General features: G+C 74.0%; 24 protein-coding genes. 15 read left to right on the forward strand and 9 right to left on the reverse strand.

Translation table 11 applies throughout. The features are described 5' to 3' along the window. Positions 1 to 5: 5 nt before the first annotated feature. The 5 genes from BMW62_RS18345 to BMW62_RS18365 all read right to left on the reverse strand — a co-directional run bounded on the left by BMW62_RS18345 (position 6) and on the right by BMW62_RS18365 (position 5,526). On the reverse strand, positions 6 to 1,181 hold the full coding sequence (locus tag BMW62_RS18345) for an acyl-CoA dehydrogenase family protein (RefSeq protein ID WP_091933938.1): 1,176 nt from the start codon (positions 1,179 to 1,181) through the stop codon (positions 6 to 8). Positions 1,182 to 1,348: 167 nt separating this feature from the next. Continuing rightward, a complete protein-coding gene (locus BMW62_RS18350; RefSeq protein WP_170852460.1) occupies positions 1,349 to 2,971 on the reverse strand; it encodes a carboxylesterase/lipase family protein in 1,623 nt (540 codons plus the stop codon). Positions 2,972 to 3,249: 278 nt separating this feature from the next. Continuing rightward, positions 3,250 to 3,492, reverse strand: a complete 243-nt coding sequence (locus BMW62_RS18355) for a hypothetical protein (protein ID WP_139206303.1) — start codon at positions 3,490 to 3,492, stop codon at positions 3,250 to 3,252. Positions 3,493 to 3,531: 39 nt separating this feature from the next. Beyond that, positions 3,532 to 4,698: a 4-hydroxybenzoate 3-monooxygenase gene (locus BMW62_RS18360; protein WP_091933946.1), complete on the reverse strand. Its 1,167-nt coding sequence runs from the start codon at positions 4,696 to 4,698 to the stop codon at positions 3,532 to 3,534. 51 nt (positions 4,699 to 4,749) lie between these two features. Further along, complete coding sequence (locus BMW62_RS18365) at positions 4,750 to 5,526, reverse strand: IclR family transcriptional regulator (RefSeq protein WP_091933949.1); 777 nt, start codon at positions 5,524 to 5,526, stop codon at positions 4,750 to 4,752. 68 nt (positions 5,527 to 5,594) lie between these two features. Here BMW62_RS18365 and pcaH point away from each other — a divergent pair, with 68 nt between their 5' ends. From pcaH to purU, 7 genes are all read left to right on the forward strand, one after another. Further along, positions 5,595 to 6,341 carry a protocatechuate 3,4-dioxygenase subunit beta gene (gene pcaH, locus BMW62_RS18370; RefSeq protein WP_091933952.1) on the forward strand — a complete coding sequence of 249 codons (747 nt, stop codon included), beginning with the start codon at positions 5,595 to 5,597 and terminating at the stop codon, positions 6,339 to 6,341. Beyond that, complete coding sequence (gene pcaG, locus BMW62_RS18375) at positions 6,338 to 7,003, forward strand: protocatechuate 3,4-dioxygenase subunit alpha (RefSeq protein ID WP_091933954.1); 666 nt, start codon at positions 6,338 to 6,340, stop codon at positions 7,001 to 7,003. The genes pcaH and pcaG overlap by 4 nt, the downstream gene beginning before the upstream one ends. A gap of 37 nt (positions 7,004 to 7,040) precedes the next feature. Next, positions 7,041 to 8,366 (forward strand): 3-carboxy-cis,cis-muconate cycloisomerase, encoded by a 1,326-nt coding sequence (gene pcaB, locus BMW62_RS18380; protein WP_091933957.1) that lies wholly within the window; start codon positions 7,041 to 7,043, stop codon positions 8,364 to 8,366. Then, a complete protein-coding gene (locus BMW62_RS18385) occupies positions 8,363 to 9,142 on the forward strand; it encodes an alpha/beta fold hydrolase (protein WP_091933959.1) in 780 nt (259 codons plus the stop codon). The genes pcaB and BMW62_RS18385 overlap by 4 nt, the downstream gene beginning before the upstream one ends. Further along, entirely contained in the window at positions 9,139 to 9,540 is a 402-nt protein-coding gene (pcaC, locus tag BMW62_RS18390; protein ID WP_091933962.1) for a 4-carboxymuconolactone decarboxylase, read from the forward strand. The genes BMW62_RS18385 and pcaC overlap by 4 nt, the downstream gene beginning before the upstream one ends. Positions 9,541 to 9,586: 46 nt before the next feature. Then, positions 9,587 to 10,183 (forward strand): 5-formyltetrahydrofolate cyclo-ligase, encoded by a 597-nt coding sequence (locus BMW62_RS18395; RefSeq protein ID WP_091934057.1) that lies wholly within the window; start codon positions 9,587 to 9,589, stop codon positions 10,181 to 10,183. A 321-nt stretch (positions 10,184 to 10,504) separates the two neighbouring features. Beyond that, positions 10,505 to 11,377, forward strand: a complete 873-nt coding sequence (purU, locus tag BMW62_RS18400; RefSeq protein ID WP_091933965.1) for a formyltetrahydrofolate deformylase — start codon at positions 10,505 to 10,507, stop codon at positions 11,375 to 11,377. An 83-nt stretch (positions 11,378 to 11,460) separates the two neighbouring features. On the opposite strand, the gene BMW62_RS18405 is transcribed toward purU, so the two are convergent. The 3 genes from BMW62_RS18405 to BMW62_RS18415 all read right to left on the reverse strand — a co-directional run bounded on the left by BMW62_RS18405 (position 11,461) and on the right by BMW62_RS18415 (position 14,078). Continuing rightward, positions 11,461 to 12,129: a CoA transferase subunit B gene (locus tag BMW62_RS18405; protein WP_091933968.1), complete on the reverse strand. Its 669-nt coding sequence runs from the start codon at positions 12,127 to 12,129 to the stop codon at positions 11,461 to 11,463. Next, complete coding sequence (locus BMW62_RS18410) at positions 12,126 to 12,926, reverse strand: CoA transferase subunit A (protein ID WP_091933971.1); 801 nt, start codon at positions 12,924 to 12,926, stop codon at positions 12,126 to 12,128. Before BMW62_RS18410 ends, BMW62_RS18405 begins: the two co-directional genes overlap by 4 nt. Positions 12,927 to 13,091: 165 nt before the next feature. Continuing rightward, positions 13,092 to 14,078: a sensor histidine kinase gene (locus tag BMW62_RS18415; RefSeq protein ID WP_091933974.1), complete on the reverse strand. Its 987-nt coding sequence runs from the start codon at positions 14,076 to 14,078 to the stop codon at positions 13,092 to 13,094. Positions 14,079 to 14,246: 168 nt separating this feature from the next. Here BMW62_RS18415 and BMW62_RS18420 point away from each other — a divergent pair, with 168 nt between their 5' ends. Both BMW62_RS18420 and BMW62_RS18425 read left to right on the forward strand, forming a co-directional pair. Beyond that, on the forward strand, positions 14,247 to 15,671 hold the full coding sequence (locus tag BMW62_RS18420; protein WP_091933977.1) for an NADP-dependent succinic semialdehyde dehydrogenase: 1,425 nt from the start codon (positions 14,247 to 14,249) through the stop codon (positions 15,669 to 15,671). A gap of 46 nt (positions 15,672 to 15,717) precedes the next feature. Further along, positions 15,718 to 16,536, forward strand: coding sequence for a hypothetical protein (locus BMW62_RS18425; protein WP_091933980.1), 819 nt, complete (start codon positions 15,718 to 15,720; stop codon positions 16,534 to 16,536). Between the two features lie 183 nt (positions 16,537 to 16,719). Here the strand turns inward: BMW62_RS18425 and BMW62_RS18430 are convergent, their stop codons facing one another. Beyond that, positions 16,720 to 18,327 carry a FadD3 family acyl-CoA ligase gene (locus tag BMW62_RS18430; protein WP_091933982.1) on the reverse strand — a complete coding sequence of 536 codons (1,608 nt, stop codon included), beginning with the start codon at positions 18,325 to 18,327 and terminating at the stop codon, positions 16,720 to 16,722. Positions 18,328 to 18,536: 209 nt separating this feature from the next. Between BMW62_RS18430 and BMW62_RS18435 the strand changes: the two genes are divergently transcribed. From BMW62_RS18435 to BMW62_RS18460, 6 genes are read left to right on the forward strand one after another with little or no spacing between them, the layout of a single operon-like run. Then, entirely contained in the window at positions 18,537 to 19,403 is an 867-nt protein-coding gene (locus tag BMW62_RS18435) for a CoA transferase subunit A (protein WP_091933985.1), read from the forward strand. Next, the gene (locus BMW62_RS18440) at positions 19,400 to 20,197 is read left to right on the forward strand and encodes a CoA-transferase subunit beta (protein WP_091933988.1); all 798 of its coding nucleotides are present in this window, start codon (positions 19,400 to 19,402) and stop codon (positions 20,195 to 20,197) included. Before BMW62_RS18435 ends, BMW62_RS18440 begins: the two co-directional genes overlap by 4 nt. Further along, positions 20,194 to 21,285: an NAD(P)H-dependent flavin oxidoreductase gene (locus tag BMW62_RS18445; RefSeq protein WP_211435193.1), complete on the forward strand. Its 1,092-nt coding sequence runs from the start codon at positions 20,194 to 20,196 to the stop codon at positions 21,283 to 21,285. Before BMW62_RS18440 ends, BMW62_RS18445 begins: the two co-directional genes overlap by 4 nt. Then, the gene (locus tag BMW62_RS18450; protein ID WP_211435194.1) at positions 21,278 to 22,069 is read left to right on the forward strand and encodes an SDR family oxidoreductase; all 792 of its coding nucleotides are present in this window, start codon (positions 21,278 to 21,280) and stop codon (positions 22,067 to 22,069) included. The genes BMW62_RS18445 and BMW62_RS18450 overlap by 8 nt, the downstream gene beginning before the upstream one ends. A gap of 44 nt (positions 22,070 to 22,113) precedes the next feature. Continuing rightward, positions 22,114 to 22,872 carry an enoyl-CoA hydratase family protein gene (locus BMW62_RS18455; protein ID WP_091934062.1) on the forward strand — a complete coding sequence of 253 codons (759 nt, stop codon included), beginning with the start codon at positions 22,114 to 22,116 and terminating at the stop codon, positions 22,870 to 22,872. Then, a complete protein-coding gene (locus tag BMW62_RS18460; RefSeq protein ID WP_091933993.1) occupies positions 22,872 to 24,002 on the forward strand; it encodes an acyl-CoA dehydrogenase family protein in 1,131 nt (376 codons plus the stop codon). The genes BMW62_RS18455 and BMW62_RS18460 overlap by 1 nt, the downstream gene beginning before the upstream one ends.

Here is a 24,002-nt window from a genome sequence, read left to right on the forward strand (position 1 = left end):
TCAGATCACAGCCCCAGGATCGTGCCGGCGATGATGGTGCGCTGAACCTCGTTGGAGCCCCCGTAGATGGAGACCTTCCGGTAGTTCAGGTAGTGCGGGGTCGCGACGCGCGCCCAGTCCGGCACGTCGGAACCCTCCTCGGCGAAGGAGGCGAGCGACAGCGGGCCGGCGATGTCGACCAGCAGCTCGGTGGCGGCCTGCTGCAGCTCCGAGCCCTTCAGCTTGAGCACCGAGGACGCCGGGTGCGGCTTGCCGTCGGCGGAGTTCGCGACCACGCGCAGCGCGGTGAGCTCGAGGGCCACCAGCTCGTTCTCCACCTCGGCGATCCGCCGGGCCATGAACGGGTCCTCCAGCAGGGGGCGGCCGTCGACGGTGATCTCGCGGGCGTAGTCCTTCGCCTGGGCGAGCATCTTCTTGGTCGCACCCACGCGGGCGATGCCCACGCGCTCGTTGCCGAGCAGGAACTTGGCGTAGTCCCAGCCGCGGTTCTCCTCGCCGATGAGGTTCTCGGCGGGGACGCGGACGTCCTCGAAGAACACCTCGTTGACCTCGAAGCCGCCGTCGATGAGCTCGATGGGGCGCAGCGTCACGCCGGGGGTGTCCATCGGGAAGACCAGCATCGAGATGCCGCGCTGCTTCTTCTCCGCCGTCGGGTCGGTGCGGACCAGGCAGAAGATCCAGTCGGCGTGCTGGCCGAGGGTGGTCCAGGTCTTCTGGCCGTTGACCACCCAGTCGTCGCCGTCGCGGACGGCGGTGGTGCGCAGCGAGGCGAGGTCGGAGCCGGCGTCGGGCTCGGAGAAGCCCTGGCACCACCAGATGTCGAGGTTGGCCGTCTTCGCCAGGAAGCGCTCCTTCTGCTCCTGGTTGCCGAAGGCGGCGATGACCGGGCCGATCATGCTGGTGTTGAAGGCCAGCGGCTCGGGGACGCCGGCCAGCTGCATCTCCTCGCGCCAGATGTGGCGCTGCAGCGGCGACCAGTCCCGGCCACCCCACTCGACCGGCCAGTGGGGCACGGCCAGACCCGCGGCGTTGAGCGCGCGCTGGGCCTCGACGTACTCGTCCTTGGACACGTGCCGGTGGGCCGCGACCTTGTCGCGGATCTCCTTCGGCACCTGGGTCGTGAAGAAGGTCCGCATCTCCTCCCGGAAGGCCTCGAGCTCCGGGGACAGCTGCAACCGCATCGGTCCTCTTTCCTGACGGCGGCAGGTGCCGTCTCGACGTAGTGCCCCCGACGATCCCACACGGGCTACCGGTGGGTAGCGAGCGGCACCCGGGGGCGGCGTGCCGCTCGCGCGGACGGGCCCCGGGCAGCACGCGCTGCCCGGGGCCCGCCGCCGATCGGGTCGGCTCAGCTCAGCGTCGACCAGAACGCGCAGTTCGCCTCGGCGGCGACGTCGACCGGGCCGATGCCCCCGTCGGAGGCGATGTCCAGACCCTGGACGTCCTTCGAGGCGCGGTAGCGGGTCCAGGTCGGGACGTCGCGGCCGTTGGGGTTGCCGTGGGCCGCGAAGTTGGTCCAGTAGCGGACCATCGCCGTCGACAGCTGCTCCTGCTCGGCGTTCAGCCCGTCCCCGAACAGCCCCGGGAAGAGGTAGGGCAGCTCGGTGGCGTGCTGGGCGTCCTCCGGGTAGGCCGGATACGGGAAGTCCACCAGCGGGTCGGCCGTCTCGTCGCGGAACTGGTAGGCGAAGACGGGAGCCGGCGCCGGCGGGCGGGCGAGGGTGTCGTAGGCATCGACGTGCTCGCAGGTGGACAGCGCGCTGCCGGCGTCGCTGTTGACGGCGGCCAGGGCGCGCAGCGGCGACGGGTAGGAGTCGGCCGGGTAGCGCGCGAGCACCTCGTCGGCGTCGTCGCCGAAGACACCGGCGAGGACCGTCGTGTAGTCGGTCTCGGTGAAGCCGTCGGCCGCGAGCCGGGCGACGGTCGGGTTCAGCGGCGTGAACAGGGTGTTCTCGTCACTGAGGTTGCCGTGCATGACCGGCACCTTGGCGTGGTCCCCGGCGGCGATCGCCTCGGCCGGCTGCACCGGCAGGGCCGAGCCGCCGACGACGAAGGCGCCGCCCGGCCAGGCGTCGAGCAGCTGCTGCACCGGCGTGGCCCGCAGGCAGGCCGCGACGTCGGACGCGGCCGCGCAGCCGACGGTCTCGGCGACCAGGGCGCCCTTGGCCTCGGCCGTCTCCAGCGTGTCGTAGGGCGCGGTGCAGCTGTAGCTCTGCGCGATGGCGCGGTCGAACAGGCCCCGCGCGCTCGGCGAGGTGAGCTGGGCGCAGACCGCCGAGCCACCGGCCGACTCGCCGAAGATGGTCACCCGCCCGGGGTTGCCGCCGAAGGCGCGGATGTTGCGCTCCACCCAGCGCAGCGCGGCCTGCTGGTCGAGCAGCCCGGCGCTGCCGGAGGCGACGTCGCCGTTCTCGCGGGAGAGGTCCTCCTGCGCCATGAAGCCCACCGGGCCGAGGCGGTAGTTGACCGTCACCACGACGACGTCACCCTCGAGCGCGAGCTTGCTGGCGTCGTACCGGTCGCCGCTGCCGGTCCGCCATGAGCCACCGTGGATCCAGACCATCACCGGCAGGTTGCGGCGCTGGGTGTCCAGGCCCGAGGGGGTCGTGACGTTGAGGTAGAGGCAGTCCTCGTCCAGCGACGTGGTCGGGTTGCTGGCGCTGGGCTCCTGCGGGCAGGCGCTGCCGGGCGTGGTCGCGTCGAGCACGCCGTCCCAGGGCTGCGCCGGCGCGGGCGGGGCGAACCGGAGGTCGCCCACCGGCGGTGCGGCGAAGGGGATGCCCTCGAAGAGGCGGTAGCCGTCGGTCGCGGTGCCCTCGACCGCGCCCTCGGTGGTCTGGACGACCAGCGGGGCGCGATCGGGGGCGGCTCCGGCCGGTGTGGCGGTGGCGAGAGCGCCGGCGGTCAGGACGGCGCCCAGCCCGAGCGCGAGCAACGACCTTCGGGCGGGACGTGGGGGAGTGGTGCGCACGTGACCTCCAGGGAGTGCCGGCCCGGCCCGGGGTGAGCTGGACCACAGCGCTTGAGACACTAACCACACCTGTTGCAGCGCGTGTGGCGGGGGTCACGTGCGACGGGATCCCGGCCCACCGGCCGCTGCCGGGACCCGCGGTGGCCGGGTCGACCGTCTGTCCGGGGCGCCTCGGCGGGCTCGGTGATGATCCGGTGACCTGATCGCGGCGCGTCCTCCCTCATCGCACACCGCGAGGGAGGACGCGCTGCGGTGGAGGAGGACGGCGGTGGCGGTGGTCAGGCGCCGGGCAGCGGCCGGCTGGTCATCCGGTCGATCACCTCGAGCCAGGCGGCCCGGACGTCGCTGGGGTGGTCGCCGACGACGTCGAGGATGCGGATGTCGACGCCACGATCGTCGGCGACGACCGCCTCGAAGCCCAGGCGGGTCACCAGCACCTGGATCTCACCCGGGCCCAGGCCGGCGTCGACCAGGGGCTGGACCAGCCATGCCGTCTCCTGCTGCGGGGCGGTGGACTCCACGACCGGCATTCGCACGCAGGAGGCCGGACGGATGCACCCTCAGCCGACGGGTAGCCCGGTGTAGTTCTCGGCGAGCTCGCGGGCGGCCGCCTCCGAGGAGCAGATCCGCCGGAGCTGGGAGAGCTGCAGGTGGGCGTCGAAGTCGTCGCCGGAGGTGTGCAGCATCGAGGTCATGAACCAGGAGAAGTGGGTGCACCGCCAGACGCGGGCCAGCGCCCGGTCGGAGTAGGTGTCGACCAGGTCGGTCCGCTTCTCGGTCAGCAGCCGCACCAGCGCCCGGGCCAGCAGCGTCACGTCGGCCACGGCGAGGTTGAGCCCCTTGGCGCCGGTCGGGGGCACGATGTGGGCGGCGTCGCCGGCGAGGAACAGCCGGCCGCGGCGCATCGGGCTGCTGACGAACGAGCGCATCGGCAGGATCGACTTGTCGGTGACCGGCCCGCGGTTGACCGACCAGCCCTCGAGCGCGAAGCGGGTGTCCAGGGCGTCCCAGATCCGGTCGTCGGACCAGTCCTCGATCTTCTCGGCCGGGTCCACCTGCAGGTAGAGCCGCGACACCGTGGGGGAGCGCATGGAGTAGAGCGCGAACCCCTCGGGGTGCCAGGCGTAGATCAGCTCGTCGGTGGCCGGTGCCGCGTCGGCCAGGATGCCGAGCCAGGCGTAGGGGTAGGTGCGCTCCCACGTCCGCCCGCCGGCGGCCTGCACCACGGGGCGTGAGACGCCGTGGAACCCGTCGGTGCCGGCGATCACGTCGCACTCGAGCACCTGTGCCACCCCGTCGGCGTCGGTGAACCGCACGCGCGGGCTGTCGGAGTCGACGTCCTCCAGCGTCACGTCGGAGACCTCGAACAGCAGCGGCGGGCCGCCGTCCAGCTGCGCCTCGATCAGGTCCTTGGTGACCTCGGTCTGCCCGTAGACCCACACCGTGCGGCCGCAGAGCTCCGGGAAGTCCAGCTTGTGCCGCGTGCCCGGGTGCTGGAGGTAGATGCCGCGGTGCTCCAGGCCCTCGCGGTGCAGCCGATCGCCCAGCCCGGCGTCGGTCAGCGTGTCGACGGTGTGCTGCTCCAGGATCCCGGCCCGGATGCGCGCCTCCACGTACACCCGGGAGCGGTTCTCCAGCACGACCGAGTCGACGCCCTGCAGGGCGAGCAGCCGCGACAGCAGGAGGCCGGCGGGGCCGGCGCCGATGATCGCTACCTGGGTGCGCACGCCGTCGAGTGTGTCCCCCCGCCGGCGACCGTGGATACCCGGCGCTTCCGGTCAGTGGAACTCCTGCGAGCGGGCGAGCTCCCGGCCGATGCCGCGGGCCGCCATCTCCATCGCCGGGACCAGGCGGGCGAGGTCCCGGCGGTGCGGCGGGACGACGATGCCCAGCGCGGCGACGGCCAGCGGCCCGTTCACCCGCTCCACCTGGACCGGGACGGCGAGGGACGCGGCGCCCAGGGACATCTCCTGGCACGTGCGGGCGTAGCGCCGGCGCCGGATCTCGGTCAGCTCGCGCGCGAGCAGCACCGGGTCGGTGACGGTGTGCCGGGTGACCGGGCGCAGCGCGGCCAGCACCTGGTCGACCACGTCGTCGGGGGCCGCGGCGAGCAGCACCTTGCCCACACCCGTGGCGTGCAGCGGGAGCCGGCTGCCGACCTGGCTGACCACCGGCACCGACTCCCGGCCCGAGACCCGGTCGACGTAGAGCGCGCTGAGCCCCTCGCGCACCGCGAGGTGCACGGTGTCGCGGATGGTCGTGTGCAGGTCGAGCAGGAACGGCGCGGCGACCTGGCGCAGCTCGAGCTGCACCGGGGCGAGCAGCCCGAGGTCCCACAGCTTGCGGCCGATCTCGTAGCGGCCGTCGGGACGGCGGATCAGCGCCCCCCAGCCGGTGAGCTCGCCCAGCAGCCGGTGCGCCGTGGTCAGCGGGGTGCCCGAGCGTTCCGCGATCTGGGAGAGGGAGAGCCGGGGTGCGTCGGCGCCGAAGGCGTCGAGGATGCCCAGAGCGCGCGAGGTGACCGACCGCCCCGGTGCGGCGCTGCGACCGGCCATGCTGGGCGTCTCCCGTCCAGTGGAAGTGTGGGGTTGGGAGCCTAGCCGCCCGGTCGTACCGTCCGCCCATGACCGGGACCACATCCGTCGGCGGCCCGCACCTGCCGCGGTACCACCGCGAGGACGCCGCGCTGCGCACCCCCGTGGGTTTCCCCGACTACCGCAGCACCGCCCTGCGCGCGCCCCTGCGGACGCCGGTGGACCTGGCGCACCGGCTCACCGAGGTCACCGGGCCGGTGCTGGGCGAGGACCGGGTCCTACCGCACGACGCCGACCTGACGCTGCGCAACGGGGGAGAGGCTGTCGGGCAGCGGATCCTCGTGCACGGTCGCGTGCTCGACAGCGACGGCCGCGCGGTACCCGGCGCACTGGTGGAGGTCTGGCAGGCCAACGCCGCCGGCCGCTACCGCCACGTCGGCGACAGCTTCCCGGCGCCGCTGGACCCGCACTTCGACGGCCTGGGCCGGGTGGTCACCGACAGCCTCGGCCGGTACGAGTTCATGACGGTCAAGCCCGGCGCCTACCCGTGGGGGAACCACCACAACGCCTGGCGGCCGGCGCACATCCACTTCAGCCTGTTCGGCCGCGCCTTCACCCAGCGGCTGGTCACCCAGATGTACTTCCCGGACGACCCGCTGTTCGGCCAGGACCCGATCTTCAACGCCATGCCGGCGGCCGCGCGGCACCGGGCGATCAGCCGCTTCTCGCTGGAGCGGACGCAGGAGAACTGGGCGCTCGCGTTCGAGTGGGACATCGTGCTCCGCGGCAGCGACCAGACCCCGTTCGAGACCGACGACGACGGAGATGTCGCATGAGCGAGCCGTTCGGAAACCCGCTGCTCGTCGTCCCCGACGCCCCCGGGCCGCACCAGCCGCGCTCCGGCCGGCGGGGCAGCGGCTTCCTCGACGGGCCGCTGCGGCTGGGCACCACGCCGAGCGCCACCGTCGGCCCCTACCTGGCCATCGGCATGACGTGGCCCGACGGCGCCTGGGCCGCCGAGGAGGGGACCGCGGGCGCCTTCTGGATCCGCGGCCGGATCCTCGACGGCGCCGGCGACCTGGTGGCCGATGCGATGGTCGAGACCTGGCAGGCCGACCCCGACGGCGGCTTCGCCTCGCCGGAGGACCCGCGTGGCGCGGCCTCCTACCCGGGCTTCCGCGGCTTCGCCCGGTCGCACACGGCCGACCCGCCGGGGGAGTTCGCCGTCCACACGCTCAAGCCCGGCCGGGTGCCCGACGGCGACGGCGGGCTCCAGGCACCGCACATCGACGTCTCGGTCTTCGCCCGCGGCATCCTCGACCGCGTCGTCATGCGGATCTACTTCGCCGACGAGGCGGAGGCCAACGCCGAGGACGCCGTGCTGCGCGCGCTGCCGGAGGACCGGCGGAGCACGCTGCTGGCCACGCCGGCCGACGACGGCTACCGGTTGGACATCCACCTGCAGGGCGAGCGCGAGACGGTGTTCTTCGCCGTATGAACCTCCCCGCGAGCCGCCGAGGCGGTAGGAACGGGACGTGACCGGTCTCTTCAGCGCGACCTTCGCCCGCGGTGGCGCGGCGACCGCCGTCTCCGACCGCGCCTGGTTCGACGCGCTGCTCGACGTCGAGGCGGCGCTGGCACGCGCCGCCGCGGCGACCGGCCTGGTGCCCGCGACGGCCGCCGACGCCGTCACCCGGGCCTGCGCGGAACCGGCGGCGCTCGACCTGGCCACCGTGGTCGCGCAGGCCGCCGACGCGGGCAACCCGGTGCCGCCGCTGGTGCGGGTGCTGCGCGCGGCGGTGGGGGAGCGGGACGCCGTCGCCGTCCACGTCGGCGCCACGAGCCAGGACGTCGTCGACACCGCGCTGGTCCTGCTGGCCCGCCGGGCGATCAGCGCGATCGACCGCGACCTCGCGCTCGCCGCCGAGGCGGCTGCGCGGCTGGCCCGCACCCACCGCGACGACGTCGTCATGGGGCGCACCCTGATGCAGCAGGCGCTGCCGACGACCTTCGGCCTCAAGGCCGCCGGCTGGCTCGGCGGGCTGGACGGCGCCCGGCTGCGGCTCGCCGAGGTGGTGGCGTCGCTGCCGGTGCAGTACGGAGGCGCCGTCGGCACCCTGGCCGCCAGCGACGGCTCTGGCACCGCGCTCCGCGCCGCCCTGGCCGCCGAGCTGGGGCTGGTCCCCACCGCCGCACCGTGGCACACGGTCCGCCTGCCGATCGCCGACCTGGCCGGCGCGCTCGGGGCCACCGCCGGGGTGCTGGCGACCGTCGCCGTCGACGTCGTGCTGCTGGCCCAGACCGAGGTCGCCGAGGTCGCCGAGACCGGGGCGGGCCGGGGCGGCTCCTCGGCCATGCCGCACAAGCGCAACCCCGTCGCGGCCATCTCCGCGCGCGCCTGCGCCCGGCGCGCCCCGGGGCTGGTCGCGACCCTGCTGGGCGCCATGGAGCAGGAGCACGAGCGGGCCGCGGGCGCCTGGCACAGCGAGTGGCCGGCCCTCACCGACCTGCTGTCGACCGTCGGCTCTGCCGCGGCCTGGCTGGTCGAGAGCCTCGACGGCCTGCGTCCCGACCCGGCCCGCATGGCCGCCACGGTGGCGGCGGCCCGCGACCCCGAGCTCGCCGGCGCGCTCGCCGATGCGCTCACTCCGGTCCTCGGCCGTGGCGCCGCGCACGACGAGGCCGCGGCCGCCGTCCGGGAGGCCGCCGCCACCGGCCGGACCCTCGCCGACGTGGTCGCCGGCCGGGACGACGTCGAGCTCGCCGACCTGCTCGGCGGCGGACCGGACGTCGGGGAGGCCGGCGCCCAGGTCGACGCCGTCCTCGCCGAGCACGCCCACCTCACCGAAGGAGCCCGATGACCGCCGTCCCCGTCTCGTACACCCTCGCCGGGCCCCCGGAGGCACCGCTGGTCGTCCTCTCCAACTCCCTCGGCGCCACGCGGGCCATGTGGGACGCGCAGGTGCCCGCCCTGGCCGAGCGCTTCCGGGTCGTCACCTACGACGGCCGCGGGCACGGGGAGTCGCCCGCACCCGCGGGCCCGTACGCGCTCGACGACCTGGTGGACGACGTCCTGGCGCTGCTGGACCGGCTCGGGGCCGACCGGGCGCACGTCGCCGGCGTCTCCCTCGGCGGCATGGTGGGCTTGCGTATGGCGGCCCGGGAGCCTTCGCGCGTGCTGGGGCTCGCGGTGCTGTTCAGCTCGGCGAAGACGGAGCCGCAGGGCTTCCTCGACCGGGCGGCCCAGTCCCGGACCGAGGGCACCGCCGGGTTCGCCCCGACGGTGGTGTCCCGCTGGCTGACGCCGGGGTTCGCCGCCGAGCACCCCGACCTCGTGGCGCGGCTCGAGGCGATGATCGCCGGCGCCGACGACGAGGGCTACGCCGCCTGCTGCGAGGTGGTGGCGGGCATCGACCTGCGCGACGACCTCGGGCGCATCACGTCGCCCACGCTCGTGGTCTCGGGCGCCGAGGACCCGGCCCTCCCGCCCCCGCACCAGGAGGCGATCGCGGCGGGCATCGCCGGGGCGGAGCTGCTGAGCGTCAGCCCGGCCGCGCACCTGGGCAACCTCGAACGGGCGCTGGAGGTCACCGGCGCGCTGCTCGGCCACTTCGACGCCGCAGGAGGCGCCCGATGAGCGAACCCACGACGGACGACGAGCGCCGGCAGGCCGGGATGCGGACCCGGCGTGAGGTGCTCGGGGACGCATGGGTCGACCGCGCTGTCGCGGGCACGACGCCGTTCACCGCCGCGTTCCAGGACTTCATCACCCGCACCGCCTGGGGCGACCTGTGGCAGCGGCCCGGCCTCGCCCGGCGCGACCGCAGCCTGATGACGCTGTCGATCACGATCGCGCTGCGGCACTGGGAGGAGTTCGCCCTCCACGTCAGGGCGGCCAAGAACAACGGCCTCTCGGACGAGGAGATCGCCGAGGTCATCCAGCACGCCGCCGTCTACGCCGGTGTCCCGGCCGCCAACCACGCCTTCAAGGTGGCCGGGCCGATCCTCGAGGAGCTCCGCGGCACCTCCGCCTGAGCCGCGGCGGCAGCGGCCGGCCACCGACCTGTGCTCTGATCCCGTGGTGATCAGCTCGGGAGAACCGTCCGTCGCCAAGGACCGGCTGCGCGAGGACGTCCTCGCCCGCCGCCGGGCCCGCTCGACGGCGCAGCGGGAGGCGGCCGCGGAGGCGGTCGTCGCCACGTTGCTCCGCGGCCTCCAGGGCGTCCGCACGCTCGCCGCGTTCGTGCCGGACCCCACCGAGCCAGGGACCGGCCGGCTGCCGGACGCCTGCACCGAACTGGGGGCTCGCGTCCTGCTCCCCGTCGTCCCGCCCGTGGGCCGGACGCTGGACTGGGCGGAGTTCACCGGCGAGCTCGAACCCGGCCGGTTCGGCCTGCTCCACCCGGTGGGTCCACGACTGGGCCCCACCGCGATCGCGGCCGCCGACGCCGTCGTCGTCCCGGCTCTCGCGGTGGACCGCGCCGGCATCCGGCTGGGCCGCGGTGGTGGCTATTACGACCGCGCGCTGGTGCGCGCGCGCCCCGACGCCGTGCTCGTCGCGGTGGTGTTCGACGACGAACGGGTCGACGAGCTCCCGCGGGAGGTGCACGACCGGCCGGTGCGAGCGGTGGTGACGCCGTCCGGGGGCTGGGAGGCGCTCGCGCCGGACGGCCGCTGAGCCGGGCCGATCTCAGGCTCCGAACCCGTTCTGGACCACCGAGCCACGAGGTGAGAGGTCGAACCGCGCTGCGGCTGGGCCCCGGGCGGCCACCGCAGGCGACTACGCCCCGTCCGGGCCGCTGTCCGTCCCACGGCGCCCGCCGGCGTCGGTCGTCGCGGCTCGGCCGAGGTCGGGTGCGGTATCCGCTGGAGGCGCCCGCATGCCTAGGCTCACATCGCCCACGTTTCCCGACGTCCTGGTCCTGGTGACCACGTGTACGGCGGGAAGCCCCCACCGCGGTCGGCCGACCGGCCGCGGACGATCCGTAGGAGTGACGTGATGACGCGGCCCGCCGAGGCTCAGCACGGCGTCCTGGTCCTGTCCTGTCAGGATGCCGCGGGCATCGTGCACGCCGTGTCCGGACTGCTGGTGGACGAGCGGTGCACCATCGTGGAGAGCCACCAGTTCGACAGCCTGACCAGCGGCATGTTCTACATGCGGGTCGAGTTCCGGCACGTCGACGGCGTGCCGCTCGACGTCGCCCGCCTCTGCGCGGCCTTCGAGCCGGTCGCCCAGCGCTTCGGGATGCGGTGGCGCATGGCCGACGCCGCCGAGCGCCAGCGCGTGCTCGTCATGGTCAGCCAGTACGCGCACTGCCTCAACGACCTGCTGTTCCGCAACTCGGTCGGCGAGCTCAACCTCGATGTCGTCGCGGTGGTGTCCAACCACCCCGACCTGGCGGGGACCGCCGACTTCTACGGCGTCCCCTTCCACCACATCCCGGTGACCCGCGAGACGAAGCCCGAGGCCGAGGCCGCGCTGCTCGACATCGTGCGCAAGGAGCAGGTCCAGCTGGTCGTCCTCGCCCGGTACATGCAGATCCTCTCGAACGACCTCTGCGAGGCCCTCGAGGGCCGGGCGATCAACATCCACCACTCGATGCTGCCGAGCTTCAAGGGCGCCCGTCCCTACCACCAGGCGCACGCCCGGGGCGTCAAGTTCATCGGCGCGACGGCGCACTACGTCACCGCCGACCTCGACGAGGGGCCGATCATCGAGCAGGAGATGATCCGCGTCGACCACTCGCTGGGCCCCGAGCAGCTCGCCGCCCGGGGCCGTGAGGCCGAGACCCGGGCGCTCGCGCGCGCGGTCCGCTGGCACACCGAGAACCGCGTCGTCATCCAGCGGGGCCGCACCGTCGTCTTCGAGTGAGTCGGCGCTACCCGTCCCGGTCGAGGAAGGGCGGCGCCGGCGCGTCGTGGGTCGGCGTCGCCGAGGCCTTCGCCGGGGGCGGGTCAGACGGTCGCGGGCAGCGGCATCTCGCGGACGTCGCCGGCGACGGTGAGCGGTGCGCCGGTCGCGGCGACCACCTCGTCGACGGTCACCCCGGGTGCGGTCTCGCGCAGCACCAGCCCGTCGCCGGTCACCTCGATGACGGCGAGGTCGGTGATGATCCGGTCCACGCACGCCTTGCCGGTCAGCGGCAGGGTGCACTCCTGCACGATCTTCGGGGACCCGTCGCGGGCGACGTGCTCCATCATGATGATCACGCGCCGGGCACCGTGGACGAGGTCCATCGCCCCACCCATGCCGTTGACCATCTTCCCCGGGATCAGCCAGTTCGCGAGGTCGCCGCGGGCGTTGACCTGCATGGCCCCCAGGACGGCGACGTCCAGGTGCTGGCCGCGGATCATGCCGAAGGACAGCGCCGAGTCGAAGAAGCTCGCGCCGGGCAGCAGCGTGACGGTCTCCTTGCCGGCGTTGATCAGGTCGGCGTCCTCCTCGCCCTCGAAGGGGTAGGGGCCCACACCCAGGACGCCGTTCTCCGAGTGCAGGACCACGTGCACCCCCTCGGGCACGTAGTTCGGCACCAGGGTGGGCATGCCGATGCCCAGGTTGACGTACTGGCCGTCCTCGAACTCCAGCGCCACGCGGGCGGCGAGCTGCTCACGGGTCAGGCTCATGCGGGCGTGGCCTCCTCACCGGCGGCGGCCGGGGTCTGCGAGCGGTCCGAACGCGGGCGGGTGGTGCGCCTCTCGATCGGCTTGCGGTCGCCGCCGACGACGACCACGCGGTCGACGAACACCCCGGGGAGGTGCACGTCCTCGGGGGTGATCTCGCCGGGCTCGACGAGCTCCTCTACCTCGGCGACCGTGATCCGCCCGGCCATGCCGGCCAGCGGGTTGAAGTTGCGCGCCGACTCGTGGAACACCAGGTTGCCGTGCCGGTCGCCCACCGAGGCGTGCACCAGCGCGAAGTCCGCGGTCAGGGCGGTCTCCAGCACGTACTGCCGCCCGTCGAACTCGCGCACCTCCTTGGGCCGGCTGACCTCGACCACGTTCCCGTCGGCGTCGTAGCGGATCGGGATGCCCCCCTCGGCCACCAGCGTGCCGACGCCGGTGGGGGTGTAGAAGGCGGGGATGCCGCTGCCGCCGGCGCGCAACCGCTCGGCCAGCGTGCCCTGCGGGGTCAGCTCCACCTCGAGCTCACCGGAGAGGTACAGCCGGGCCAGCTCCTTGTTCCCCCCGACGAACGAGCTGATCGTCTTGCGGATGCGGTTCGCGTAGAGCAGGACGCCGAGGGCCTGGTCGTCGACCCCGCAGTTGTTGGAGATCGTGGTGAGCTGGTCCGCCCCCTGCGCCAGCAGCGCGTCGATCAGCGCGTACGGCACTCCGCAGAGCCCGAACCCGCCCACGGCGAGGATCGCGCCCCGGCCGATGTCGGCGACCGCCTCCTCGGCGGAGTGGACGACCTTGTCCACGTCAGCCCTCCCGCTCTGCGGGGCCGGTTCCCCGGCCGTGGTCCGAACGCGCCCGATCCACCACGCTGCTCCCATCGTCGCAAGGCTGCGGCCCTCAGTATCGCGGCCCGCGGCCGCGCGGCGCGCCCGGCCTCCCCACTGGGCGGAAATTGCTCGCAGGACGGCTCAGCGGAGCAGCGTGGTGAGCCGGACGCGGACCCCGCCGTCGCCCGGGTGGTGCGCCCCGCCGGAGATGTCGACGTGGTCGCAGAGCTGCCGGGCCAGCCACAGCCCCATCCCGCCGCGGGACAGGTCCTCGCCGTGCGCCGGGCCGTACCCGGCGAAGGGGTCGTCCCAGCCCGGGCCGCCGTCGGCGATCGTGCACACGATCCGGTCCGGGGCGGTCCAGAGGCGCAGGCTGACCGGCGGCAGCCCGTGCCGGACGGCGTTGGAGGTCATCTCGTCGACGGCGAGCAGGAAGTCCTCGACGACGTCGGCGGGTGCGGTCAGGCCCGCGAGCTCCGCGGCGACGGCGTGCCGCAGGCCGATGAAGTCGGCGACGTCCGCGGCCGAGAACCGGGGTGGGGAGCTCTCCAGCGGCTCGTCGGGCACCGGCAGCCGGCGCAGGTAGGTGGCCGGCTCGGTGTACCCGGTGCTGGGGGTGCGGCCCTGCGACGTCACCAGGTGCGGGTGCGTGCAGGACGCGGAGGCGAGCACCGGCCCGGGGAGCCGCTGGGTGTCGAACGCGCAGACACCCCAGAGGTCCCAGCCGCGCAGCGCCTCGTTGAGGACGGCGTCGTAGCGCTCCCACTCCAGCCACTCGCGTGGGGTGGCCCCCTGGTCGACCTCGCCGAGGACCCGCACCCGCGACGCCCCGGTCGCGCGCTGGCGCTCGGCCAGCCGGCGGAAGCTGGTGATCGCCCCCGGCGTGCGCGGGCCGTAGGTGGCGGCGCGGTCGAGGACCACGAGCCGCTCGTCGCCGAGCGCGTCCCGCAGCGCGGCGGTGGCCGGGTCCGACGCCACGACGACGGCGGCCTCCCCGGCGTCCAGGCCGGCCCGGAGGAAGGGGACGGCGACGTCGACCAGGTCGTCGAGGGAGTCGTAGTGCAGCGCGTCGTGGACGAAGCCTGCCGCCGGGGGGTGGCCCTTCCCGCCCGCTGCCGTCCAGTTCACCTGTGCCCCTGAATCGTTCCGCCGTCGTCCGAATCGATGCCCCACGGTAGGCCAGCGGGCCGGGTGGCCGGGCCGCACCCCGTTGCGCGGGTCCCCGTGGGACCGTCCGCGCCGTTTCGACCGCCTCCCGAGGGGCAGGTGACGGGCGAACCCCGGAGGGAGAACACCATGGCCATCGCCACGATCAACCCGGCCACCGGCGAGACGCTCAAGACCTACGAGCCGCTCACCGACGAGGCCCTCGAGGACCGGATCGCGCGCGCCGCGCAGGCGTTCGCGCGCTACCGGCTGACCACGCCGCAGCAGCGGGCCGGCTGGCTCTCGGCCGCCGCCGACGTCCTGGACGCCGACACCGACGGCGTCGCCGAGCTCATGACCACCGAGATGGGCAAGACGCTGGCCTCGGCGAAGGCGGAGGTGGGCAAGTGCGCGAAGGCCCTGCGCTGGTACGCCGAGCACGGCCCGGCGCTGCTGGAGCCCGAGCGCAAGGACGCCGCCGCGGTGGGTGCCGAGCAGGCCTACGTGGTGCACCAGCCGCTGGGCGTGGTGCTGGCGATCATGCCGTGGAACTTCCCGCTGTGGCAGGCGATGCGGTTCGCCGCCCCCGCGCTCATGGCCGGCAACGTCGGTCTGCTCAAGCACGCGAGCAACGTCCCCCAGACGGCGCTGTACCTGGAGGAGCTCTTCCGCAGGGCGGGCTTCCCCGACGACGTCTTCCAGACGCTGCTCATCGGCTCCGGCACGATCGAGCAGGTGCTGCGCGACGACCGGGTCGCGGCCGCGACGCTCACCGGCAGCGCGCCCGCCGGCCAGTCGGTGGCCTCGATCGCCGGTGACGCGCTGAAGCCCACGGTGCTGGAGCTCGGCGGGAGCGACCCGTTCATCGTCATGCCCTCGGCGCACCTGGACCGGGCGGCCGAGGTGGCCGTGACCGCCCGCAACCAGAACAACGGGCAGAGCTGCATCGCGGCCAAGCGGTTCTTCGTGCACCGCGACGTCGCCGAGGAGTTCACCCGCCTGTTCGCCGAGAAGATCGGCGCGCTGACCGTCGGCGACCCGATGGACGAGGGCACCCAGATCGGGCCGCTGGCCACCGAGTCCGGCCGTGACGACGTCGAGGAGTACGTCGAGGACGCCGTCGCCAAGGGCGCCCAGGTGCTGGTGGGCGGCAAGCGGGTGGACCGGCCGGGCTGGTTCTTCGAGCCGACCCTGCTCTCCGGCATCACGCCGGAGATGGACCTCTACCTGGAAGAGGTCTTCGGCCCGGTCGCGGCGCTGTGGACGGTCGATTCGCTGGAGGAAGCGATCGAGATCGCCAACAGCCACCCCTACGGGCTGGGCTCCAACCTCTGGAGCGAGGACGCCGACGAGCGGGCGCGCTTCATCCGCGACATCGCCTCGGGCATGGCCTTCGTGAACGGCATGACGACGAGCTACCCGGAGCTGCCCTTCGGCGGGGTCAAGCAGAGCGGCTACGGCCGGGAGCTGACCGGGCTGGGCATGCGCGAGTTCACGAACGCCAAGACCGTCTGGATCGGCGGGCCCAGCAGCGAGCAGGCCGAGCGCAGCGCCGCCGGCTCCCACGCGGAGTGACGGGGGTCGCGAGCGCCCGTGCGCTGTCGCGGGGAGAGTGGAGGGCGTGTTCGACGTCGACTGGATGGGGCTGCTGACCCGGGAGGTGCTGCGCGAGCGCGGTGCCGCGCTGATCGCCGAGAGCTGCGCGTGGGCCGTGGGGCTCTCCGACCGCCCGCACCACCGGCGGCGCGCGGGCCGGGTGGTGCCCAGCGGCCTGACGGTGGGGGAGCGGGCGGCCACCGGGCAGCGGCTGGGGAGCGAGGAGGACGGCCGCGTCGACCTCGGCGACGCGGCGCCGGGCAGCTTCCAGGACGCCCTGGACATGATCGGCGCCGACGGCCGGCTGGTGGCCGAGCGGTTCGACGACGAGGTGCTCGTCCCGTTCGTCGGCGAGACCTGCCGGCTGGCGGGGGAGCGCGCCCGCGCCACGCGCCCGGCCGCGTGGGCCGAGCTCGCCGACGACCTGGGCGAGGACCCCGACGACGTGACCGGCGTGGTGCGGGCCGCTGACTGGGCGGCCCCGCTGCGCATCGACGCCGAGCACCTGGTGCTCGCCGCGCTGCGCGACGTCCCGCTGATCGAGGTCGAGGCCGAGGGGCTGCCGCTGTCGCTGGTGCGCGCCGCCGAGGCGGCCGCCCGGTCCGCCGTCGTCCCCGAGCCGGCGCCGGTGCCCGACGAGACGCTGGCCGGCGCCCTGTTCCTCGCCCGCGCCGCCCTGGAGGGCTCCGGCTGCACGGTGCCGGTGCCGCCGGACGAGGCCGACCTGCTGCTGGCCGCGTTCGGCGACACCGGCCTGGAGCCCGAGGAGGTGCCGTCGGTGTTGCCGCACCTGCCCGTGGAGGAGGCCACGATCACCCGGATCGCGGCGGTGCTGGAGCGCTGACCGGCCGGGGTCGGCCAGGCGATGGCCCCCTGCAGGACGATCCAGGTCGTCGGATGTCGCGGAGAGGGGCAACGCCTCGCCGGTCACCGGGCCCTGCGGGTGTCGCCCCCCGGACCGGTGGGTCAGACCTCCTCGACCGGGAACGTGCGGGTCGGGGAGACGAACTCGTCCTGAGCGGCGCCGTCAGCCGCCGAGGGTCGTCCGGCGCAGGTCCAGCTTCGAGATCTTGCCCGCCGCGTTGCGGGGGAGGTCGTCGGTGATGACGACCGACCTCGGCACCTTGTAGTTGGCCATGTTCGCCCGGCACCAGGTGATCAGGTCCTCCGGCGAGACCTCCGTCCCACGTCGGGGGATCACGAAGGCACGACCGACCTCACCGAGCCGTTCGTCCGGGACGCCGAGGACCGCGGCCTGCGACACGGCCGGGTGCTGGGTGAGCAGCCGCTCGATCTCCGCCGGGTAGGCGTTGAACCCGCCGACGATGAACATGTCCTTGAGCCGGTCGGTGATGTGCAGGTAGCCGTCCTCGTCGAGAAAGCCCACATCGCCGGTGTGCAGCCAGCCCTCGGCATCGATCGCCTCGGCGGTGGCCGCCGGGTCGTCGAGGTAACCGGCCATGACGTTCGGGCCCCGCACGCAGATCTCCCCGGGGTTCTCCGGCGGCAGGTCGGTGCCCGCACGGTCGCGGATCTCCACCTCGACCCCGGGCAGCGGCCGGCCGCTGGTCTGCTCGATCACCTCGTCGGGATCGTCGAGCGAGCACATCGTCACCGTGCCGCTGGACTCGGTGAGCCCGTACGCGGTGAGCACCTGCCGGAACCCCAGGTCCGAGCGCATCCGGCGGACCAGCTCTCCGGGGACGACGGAGGCGCCGGTGACCGCGAGCCGCAGTGAGCTCGTGTCGGTGCCGGCCCGGGCAGGGGAGTCCATGAGCATCGCGTAGATCGTCGGCGGGCCCGGGAGCCAGGTGATCCGCTCCCGCTCGACCAGCGCCAGCATCTGCGCCGGGTCGGCGATCGCCAGCGGGCACAGGGTGGCGCCGGCGATCAGGCAGGTCAGGATGCCCGCGGCGTAGCCGAAGCTGTGGAAGAACGGGTTGGCCGCGATCGTCCGGTCGTCCGGGCCGACGCCGAGCCCGCGGGCGTAGAGCCCGAACACGTGCAGCAGCTGCCCCTGGGTGAGCATCGCGCCCTTGGGTCGTCCGGTCGTGCCCGAGGTGAAGATGATCGCGTCGACCGCCTCGGGGGTCACCGCGTCGGCGGCGGCGTCGGCCGCGGCCCGCTGCGCGTCGTCGACGGCCGAGGTCAGCTCGGTCCAGCCCACTGCGCCCGGTGACGGAGCGTCGCCCAGCTCCACCAGCACCCGCAGCGCCGGCAGGCCCGGCACCGGGGTGCTGCCGTCGGCACCGAGCATGGCCGCGTAGTCCAGGCCGAGGAAGCCGGACTCGGTGAGCAGGGCGACCGCGCCGGTGCGCTCCAGCAGGTCGCGCGCCTCCTCGCCCTTGTACCGGGTGTTCACCGGGACGACGGCGACGCCGACGTACTGCAGCGCGAGCGCCGCGGCGACCCACCGCTCGGAGTTCGGCGCCCAGACCGCCACCCGGTCACCAGGACGCACCCCCCGGGACAGCAGCGAGGCGGCGACCGTGCGCACCTGCTCGAGGAGGTCGGCATAGGTCCAGCGCACGTCGCCGCAGACCACCGCCGCCGCGTCGCCCTGCACGGCCGCCGTCCGCCGGAGGAGTGCGGGAACGGTGTTCCCGGTGATCGGCAGGCTGACCGGCGGGCCCATGGACTCCTCCTGAGGGGCGGGGGAACCCAACGTAGGGAGCGCGCGGCGGAGCCCCGGCGGTGGTCCCACTCAGTGGGCCGGACCGGCTCGGCCCGGCCGCCGGGCGCTGATGATGCCTGCGTCGACCGCTCACCGGTCGGACCGCCCAGCCGGCGTCGCCGGTTTCCTACGGTCCCGCCGACAGAGCTCGTGCCCGTGGGAGGAGATCGGTGACCGACAAGCGGATGACCGAGGACGAGGTGGTGGCCGAGCTGCGCTCGGGCATGACCATCGGGATCGGCGGATGGGGGTCGCGGCGCAAGCCGATGTCGCTGGTGCGCGCGCTCTGCCGCTCGGACCTGCAGGACCTCACGATCGTCTCCTACGGTGGCCCGGACGTCGGCCTGCTGCTGGCCGCCGGCAAGGTGGAGCACCTGGTCTACGGCTTCGTCTCGCTCGACTCGATCCCCCTGGAGCCGCACTTCCGGGCGGCCCGCGAGAGCGGCGCGGTCACCGTCAGCGAGTGGGACGAGGGCATGCTCCAGTGGGGCCTGTACGCCGCGGCGTCGCGGCTGTCGTTCCTCCCGCTGCGCAGCGGTCTCGGCTCCGACGTCCCGGCGGTCAACCCCGACCTGAAGACGGTCACCTCCCCGTACGCCGACGGCACCGAGTACCTCGCCGTCCCGGCGCTGAACCTGGACGCCGCGCTGGTGCACCTCAACCGCGCCGACGCGTCGGGCAACGGTCAGTACCTGGGGCCGGATGCCTACTTCGACGACCTGTTCTGCGGTGCTGCCGAGCGGGCCTACGTATCCTGCGAGCGGATCGTGCCGACGGCGGAGCTGACCGCAGCCGCGCCGGTCCAGTCGCTGCTGGTGCGCCGGTCGGACGTGCGCGGCGTCGTCGAGGCCCCGAAGGGGGCCCACTTCACCACCTGCGAACCGGACTACGGCCGCGACGAGGCGTTCCAGCGCGAGTACGCGCAGGCCGCCGCGGACGACGAGTCGTGGGCCGCGTTCGCCGACCGCTACCTGTCCGGTGACGAGGCGGCCTACCAGGCCGCCGTCGCCGACCGCACCCTGGAGGCTGCTCGATGAGCGTGCAGGAGGGCGTGCGTCCCGAGGTGGACGCCGCGACCGTGAGCCGTGCCGAGATCTGCATCGCGGCCTGCGCCGACGCCTGGCGCGGGGACGGCGAGATCCTGGCCAGCCCGATGCTCACGGTGCCGACCATCGCCGCCCGAACCGCCCGGGCCACCTTCGAGCCGGACCTGCTGCTGTCCGACGGCGAGTCGAGGCTCTACACCGGCACGTGGGCCATCGGCGAGACGCCGCCCGCGGACCGCATCGAGGGCTACGTCCCGTTCCGGCGGATCTTCGACATCCTGTGGTCGGGCAAGCGGCACGTGATGATGAGCCCGAGCCAGGTCGACCGGTTCGGCAACGCCAACATCTCCGCGCTCGGCGAGTTCGCCAAGCCGACCCGGCAGCTGCTCGGTGTCCGGGGAGCCCCCGGCAACACCGTCAACCACCCGACCAGCTACTGGGTGCCCAGGCACTCGGCCCGCGTGTTCGTGGAGCGGGTCGACATGGTCGCGGGAGTCGGCTACGACCGGGCCGCCGCCGTGGGTGGTGACGTCGCCCGCGACCTCGACATCCGGCGGGTCGTCACCAACCTCGCCGTCCTCGACTTCGGCGGTCCCGACCACACCGCCCGGCTGGTGTCGGTGCACCCCGGTGTGACCGTCGACGAGGTCGTCGGGGCCACCGGCTTCGCGCTCGACGTGCCGGCCGACGTGCCCGAGAGCCGGCTGCCCACGGCCGAGGAGCTCCGGATCATCCGCGAGGTCGTCGACCCGCGCGGGCTGCGGGACAAGGAGGTGCGCGCGTGACGGTCACCCCGCACCCACGGCTGCGCACCCGGCTCACCGAGCTGACCGGCGTCCGCTACCCGATCGTGCAGACCGGCATGGGCTGGGTCTCCGGGCCCGAACTGACCGCCGCGACCGCCGCCGCCGGCGGCCTGGGCATCATCGCCAGCGCCACTCTCTCGGCCGACGACATGCTGGCCGCCATCCGCACGGTCAAGGAGCGCACCGACGCCCCGTTCGGCGTGAACGTCCGCGGGGACGCCCCCGACGCGATGGACCGCGCCCGCACCCTGATCCGCGAGGGCGTGCGGGTCGCCTCGTTCGCCCTGGCCCCCAAGGCCGAGGTCATCGGCGTGCTCAAGGACGCCGGCGTCGTCGTCATCCCCTCGGTCGGTGCCCGCCGGCACGCCGAGAAGGTGCAGGCCATGGGGGCCGACGCGGTGCTCGTGCAGGGCGGCGAGGGCGGCGGGCACACCGGCCGGGTCGCCACCTCCCTGCTGCTGCCGCAGGTCGTCGACGCCGTCGACATCCCGGTGATCGCCGCGGGTGGGTTCTTCGACGGCCGCGGGCTGGTCGCCGCCCTGGCGTACGGCGCCGAGGGCATCGCCATGGGCACCCGCTTCCTGCTCACCTCCGACTCCACCGTCCCGGCACAGGTCAAGCAGGTCTACCTGGACGCCGGCGTCGACGGCACCGTGGTCACCGACGCCATCGACGGCGTGCCGCAGCGGGTGCTGCGCACCCCGATGGTCGAGCAGCTCACCGGCGCCCGGCGGCTGTCGCGGCTGCCGTCGTCGGTGCGCAGCGCCGTGGCGCTCAAGCGCGAGACCGGCGGCTCCTGGCCGGCCATCGTCCGCGAAGGCCTGGCCATGCGGAGGAACCGCGAGCTCTCCTGGGACCAGGTGCTCATGGCCGCCAACACCCCGATGATGATCCGCACCGGCATGGTCGAGGGCCGCGTCGACGTCGGCAGCCTGGCCAGCGGGCAGGTCGCCGGCCTGATCGACGACCTGCCCAGCTGCGCGGAGCTCATCGAGCGCATCGTCGCCCAGGCCTCCGAGGTGCTCACCGGTCTGACCGCTCCCGCTCCGGAGGTGGCTGGTGTCTGACCCCCGCGTGTCCGTTCCCGCTCCGCCGGCCGGCCGCGGCCTGCTGGCCGGGAAGACCGTCCTGATCACCGCTGCCGCCGGCACCGGCATCGGCTCGGCCACCGCGCGCCGGTGCCTGGAGGAGGGCGCCCGCGTCGCGATCAGCGACCGGCACGAGCGCCGCCTGGCCGAGACCGCCGAGCTGCTGGCGAAGGAGTTCGACACCGACGTCGTCGCGATCCCGTGCGACGTCACCGACCAGGCGCAGGTGACCGCGCTGGTCGAGGGCGCGATCGAGCGCCTCGGCGCCGTCGACGTGCTGGTCAACAACGCCGGCCTCGGTGGCACGGCGAGCATCCTGGAGATGACCGACGAGCAGTGGGCGTCGGTCCTCGACGTCACGCTCACCGGCACCTTCCGGATGACCCGCGAGGTGCTGCGGCACATGGTCGGGCGCGGCTCGGGCGCGATCGTCAACAACGCGTCGGTCATCGGCTGGCGCGCCCAGCAGGGCCAGGCCCACTACGCCGCGGCCAAGGCCGGCGTCATGGCGCTCACCCGCTGCACCGCCATGGACGTCGCCCGGCAGGGCGTCCGGGTCAACGCGGTCTCGCCGAGCATCGCGATGCACCCGTTCCTGGCCAAGGTCACCAGCGACGAGCTGCTCGACCGGCTCAGCGATTCCGAGGCGTTCGGCCGCGCGGCCGAGCCGTGGGAGGTCGCCAACGTCATCGTCTTCCTGGCCAGCGACTACTCGACGTACATGACCGGCGAGGTCGTGTCGGTCAGCAGCCAGCACCCGTGAGCGAGCTCGCGAGCTCACGCTTCGAGCACAGCAGAGAGGGATCGATGGACACCGGGATCCGGTTCGAGCGGGCCGGCGTGGACGGTATCGCCGAGGTCGTCATGGACGCCCCGCCGGTCAACGCGCTGACCGTCGCCGGCTGGTACGCCGTCGCCGACGCGCTGACCGAGGCCGGGCGTGATCCGGCGACCCGTGCCGTCGTGCTGCGCGCCGAGGGCCGCGGCTTCAACGCCGGGGTGGACATCAAGGAGGTCCAGGCCAGCCCCGACCACTCGGCGATCATCGGCGCCAACCGCGGCTGCTACGCCGCCTTCGCCGGGGTCTACGACTGCCCGGTGCCGGTGGTCGCGGCCGTGCACGGCTTCTGCCTCGGCGGCGGGATCGGCCTGGTCGGCAACGCGGACGTGATCGTCGCCTCCGACGACGCCACCTTCGGCCTGCCCGAGGTCGACCGCGGCGCACTGGGCGCGGCCACGCACCTGTCGCGGCTGGTGCCGCAGCACCTGATGCGGGCCATGTTCTACACCTCGGCCACCGCGACCGCGGCGCAGCTGCACCACTTCGGCTCCGTCTGGGCCGTCGTCCCCCGCGCCGACCTGCGGGACAAGGCCTTCGAGGTGGCCGGGCAGATCGCTGCCAAGAACCCCACCGTCATCCGCGCCGCCAAGGAGGCGCTCAACGGCATCGACCTGTGGGACGTCAAGCGCAGCTACCGGTTCGAGCAGGGTTTCACCTTCGAGCTGAACCTCTCCGGCACCGCCGACGAGGTGCGCGAGGGCTTCGGCTCGGGAGGTGGTCGCTGATGGATCTCACCTGGTCCCCGGCCGAGGAGGCGTTCCGCGCCGAGGCGCGCGGCTGGCTCGAGGCCAACGTGCCACGCGGACTGCCCTCGGGCGACACCCGCGAGGGCTTCACCGCCCACCTGGAGTGGGAGAGGAAGCTCTTCGCCGACCGCTGGGCCGTGGTCTCCTGGCCCGAGCGCTACGGCGGGCGCGACGCCTCGCTCTGGGAGTGGCTGATCTTCGAGGAGGAGTACTACCGGGCCGGGGCCCCGCAGCGGGTCACCCAGAACGGCATCTTCCTGCTCGCCCCCACCGTGTTCGAGTTCGGCACCGCCGAGCAGCAGGACGAGATCCTGCCCAGGATGGCCGCGGCCGAGCAGCTGTGGGGTCAGGGCTGGTCCGAGCCCGGCGCCGGCAGCGACCTCGCCGCGATCAGCAGCCGGGCGGACAAGGTCGACGGCGGCTGGCGGATCAACGGGCAGAAGACGTGGACCACCCGTGGGGCGTTCTGCACCCACCTGTTCGGTCTGTTCCGCACCGACCCCGAGGCCTCCCGGCACGCCGGCCTCACCTACCTCCTGGTTCCGCTGGACACCCCCGGCGTCACCGTCCGCGGCTTCGGCCGGCTCGACGGCGACGAGGGCTTCGCCGAAGTGTTCTTCGACGACGTCGTCGTGCCCGACTCCGCCGTGCTCGGCGGGGTGGGGCAGGGGTGGTCGGTCGCCATGGCCACCACCGGTTCCGAGCGCGGGCTGACGCTGCGCTCCCCGGGGCGGTTCCTGGCCGCGGCCGAGCGGCTGCGGCGGCTGGCGGTCGAGCGGGCCGGCTCGCTGACCGCCTCGGCCCGCGACGGCGTCGTCGAGGCGCACCTGCGCGCCGAGGCCTACCAGCTGTTCACGCTCGCCCAGGTCACCGACCTCGTCGAGGGCCGCACCCCCGGCGCCGAGTCCAGCCTGAACAAGCTCTACTGGTCCGAGCTCGACATCGCCCTGCACGAGACGGCCCTGGAGCTGCTCGGGCCCGAGGCCGAGCTCGACGGCCCGTGGAGCCGCGGGCACATGTTCAGCCTGTCGGGCCCCATCTACGCCGGCACCAACGAGATCCAGCGCTCGATCGTCGCCGAGCGGCTGCTCGGCCTGCCGCGGAGGTGA

Origin of the sequence: Blastococcus sp. DSM 46786 (assembly GCF_900109665.1) — a bacterium.
Classification (GTDB): Bacteria; Actinomycetota; Actinomycetes; order Mycobacteriales; family Geodermatophilaceae; genus Blastococcus; species Blastococcus carthaginiensis.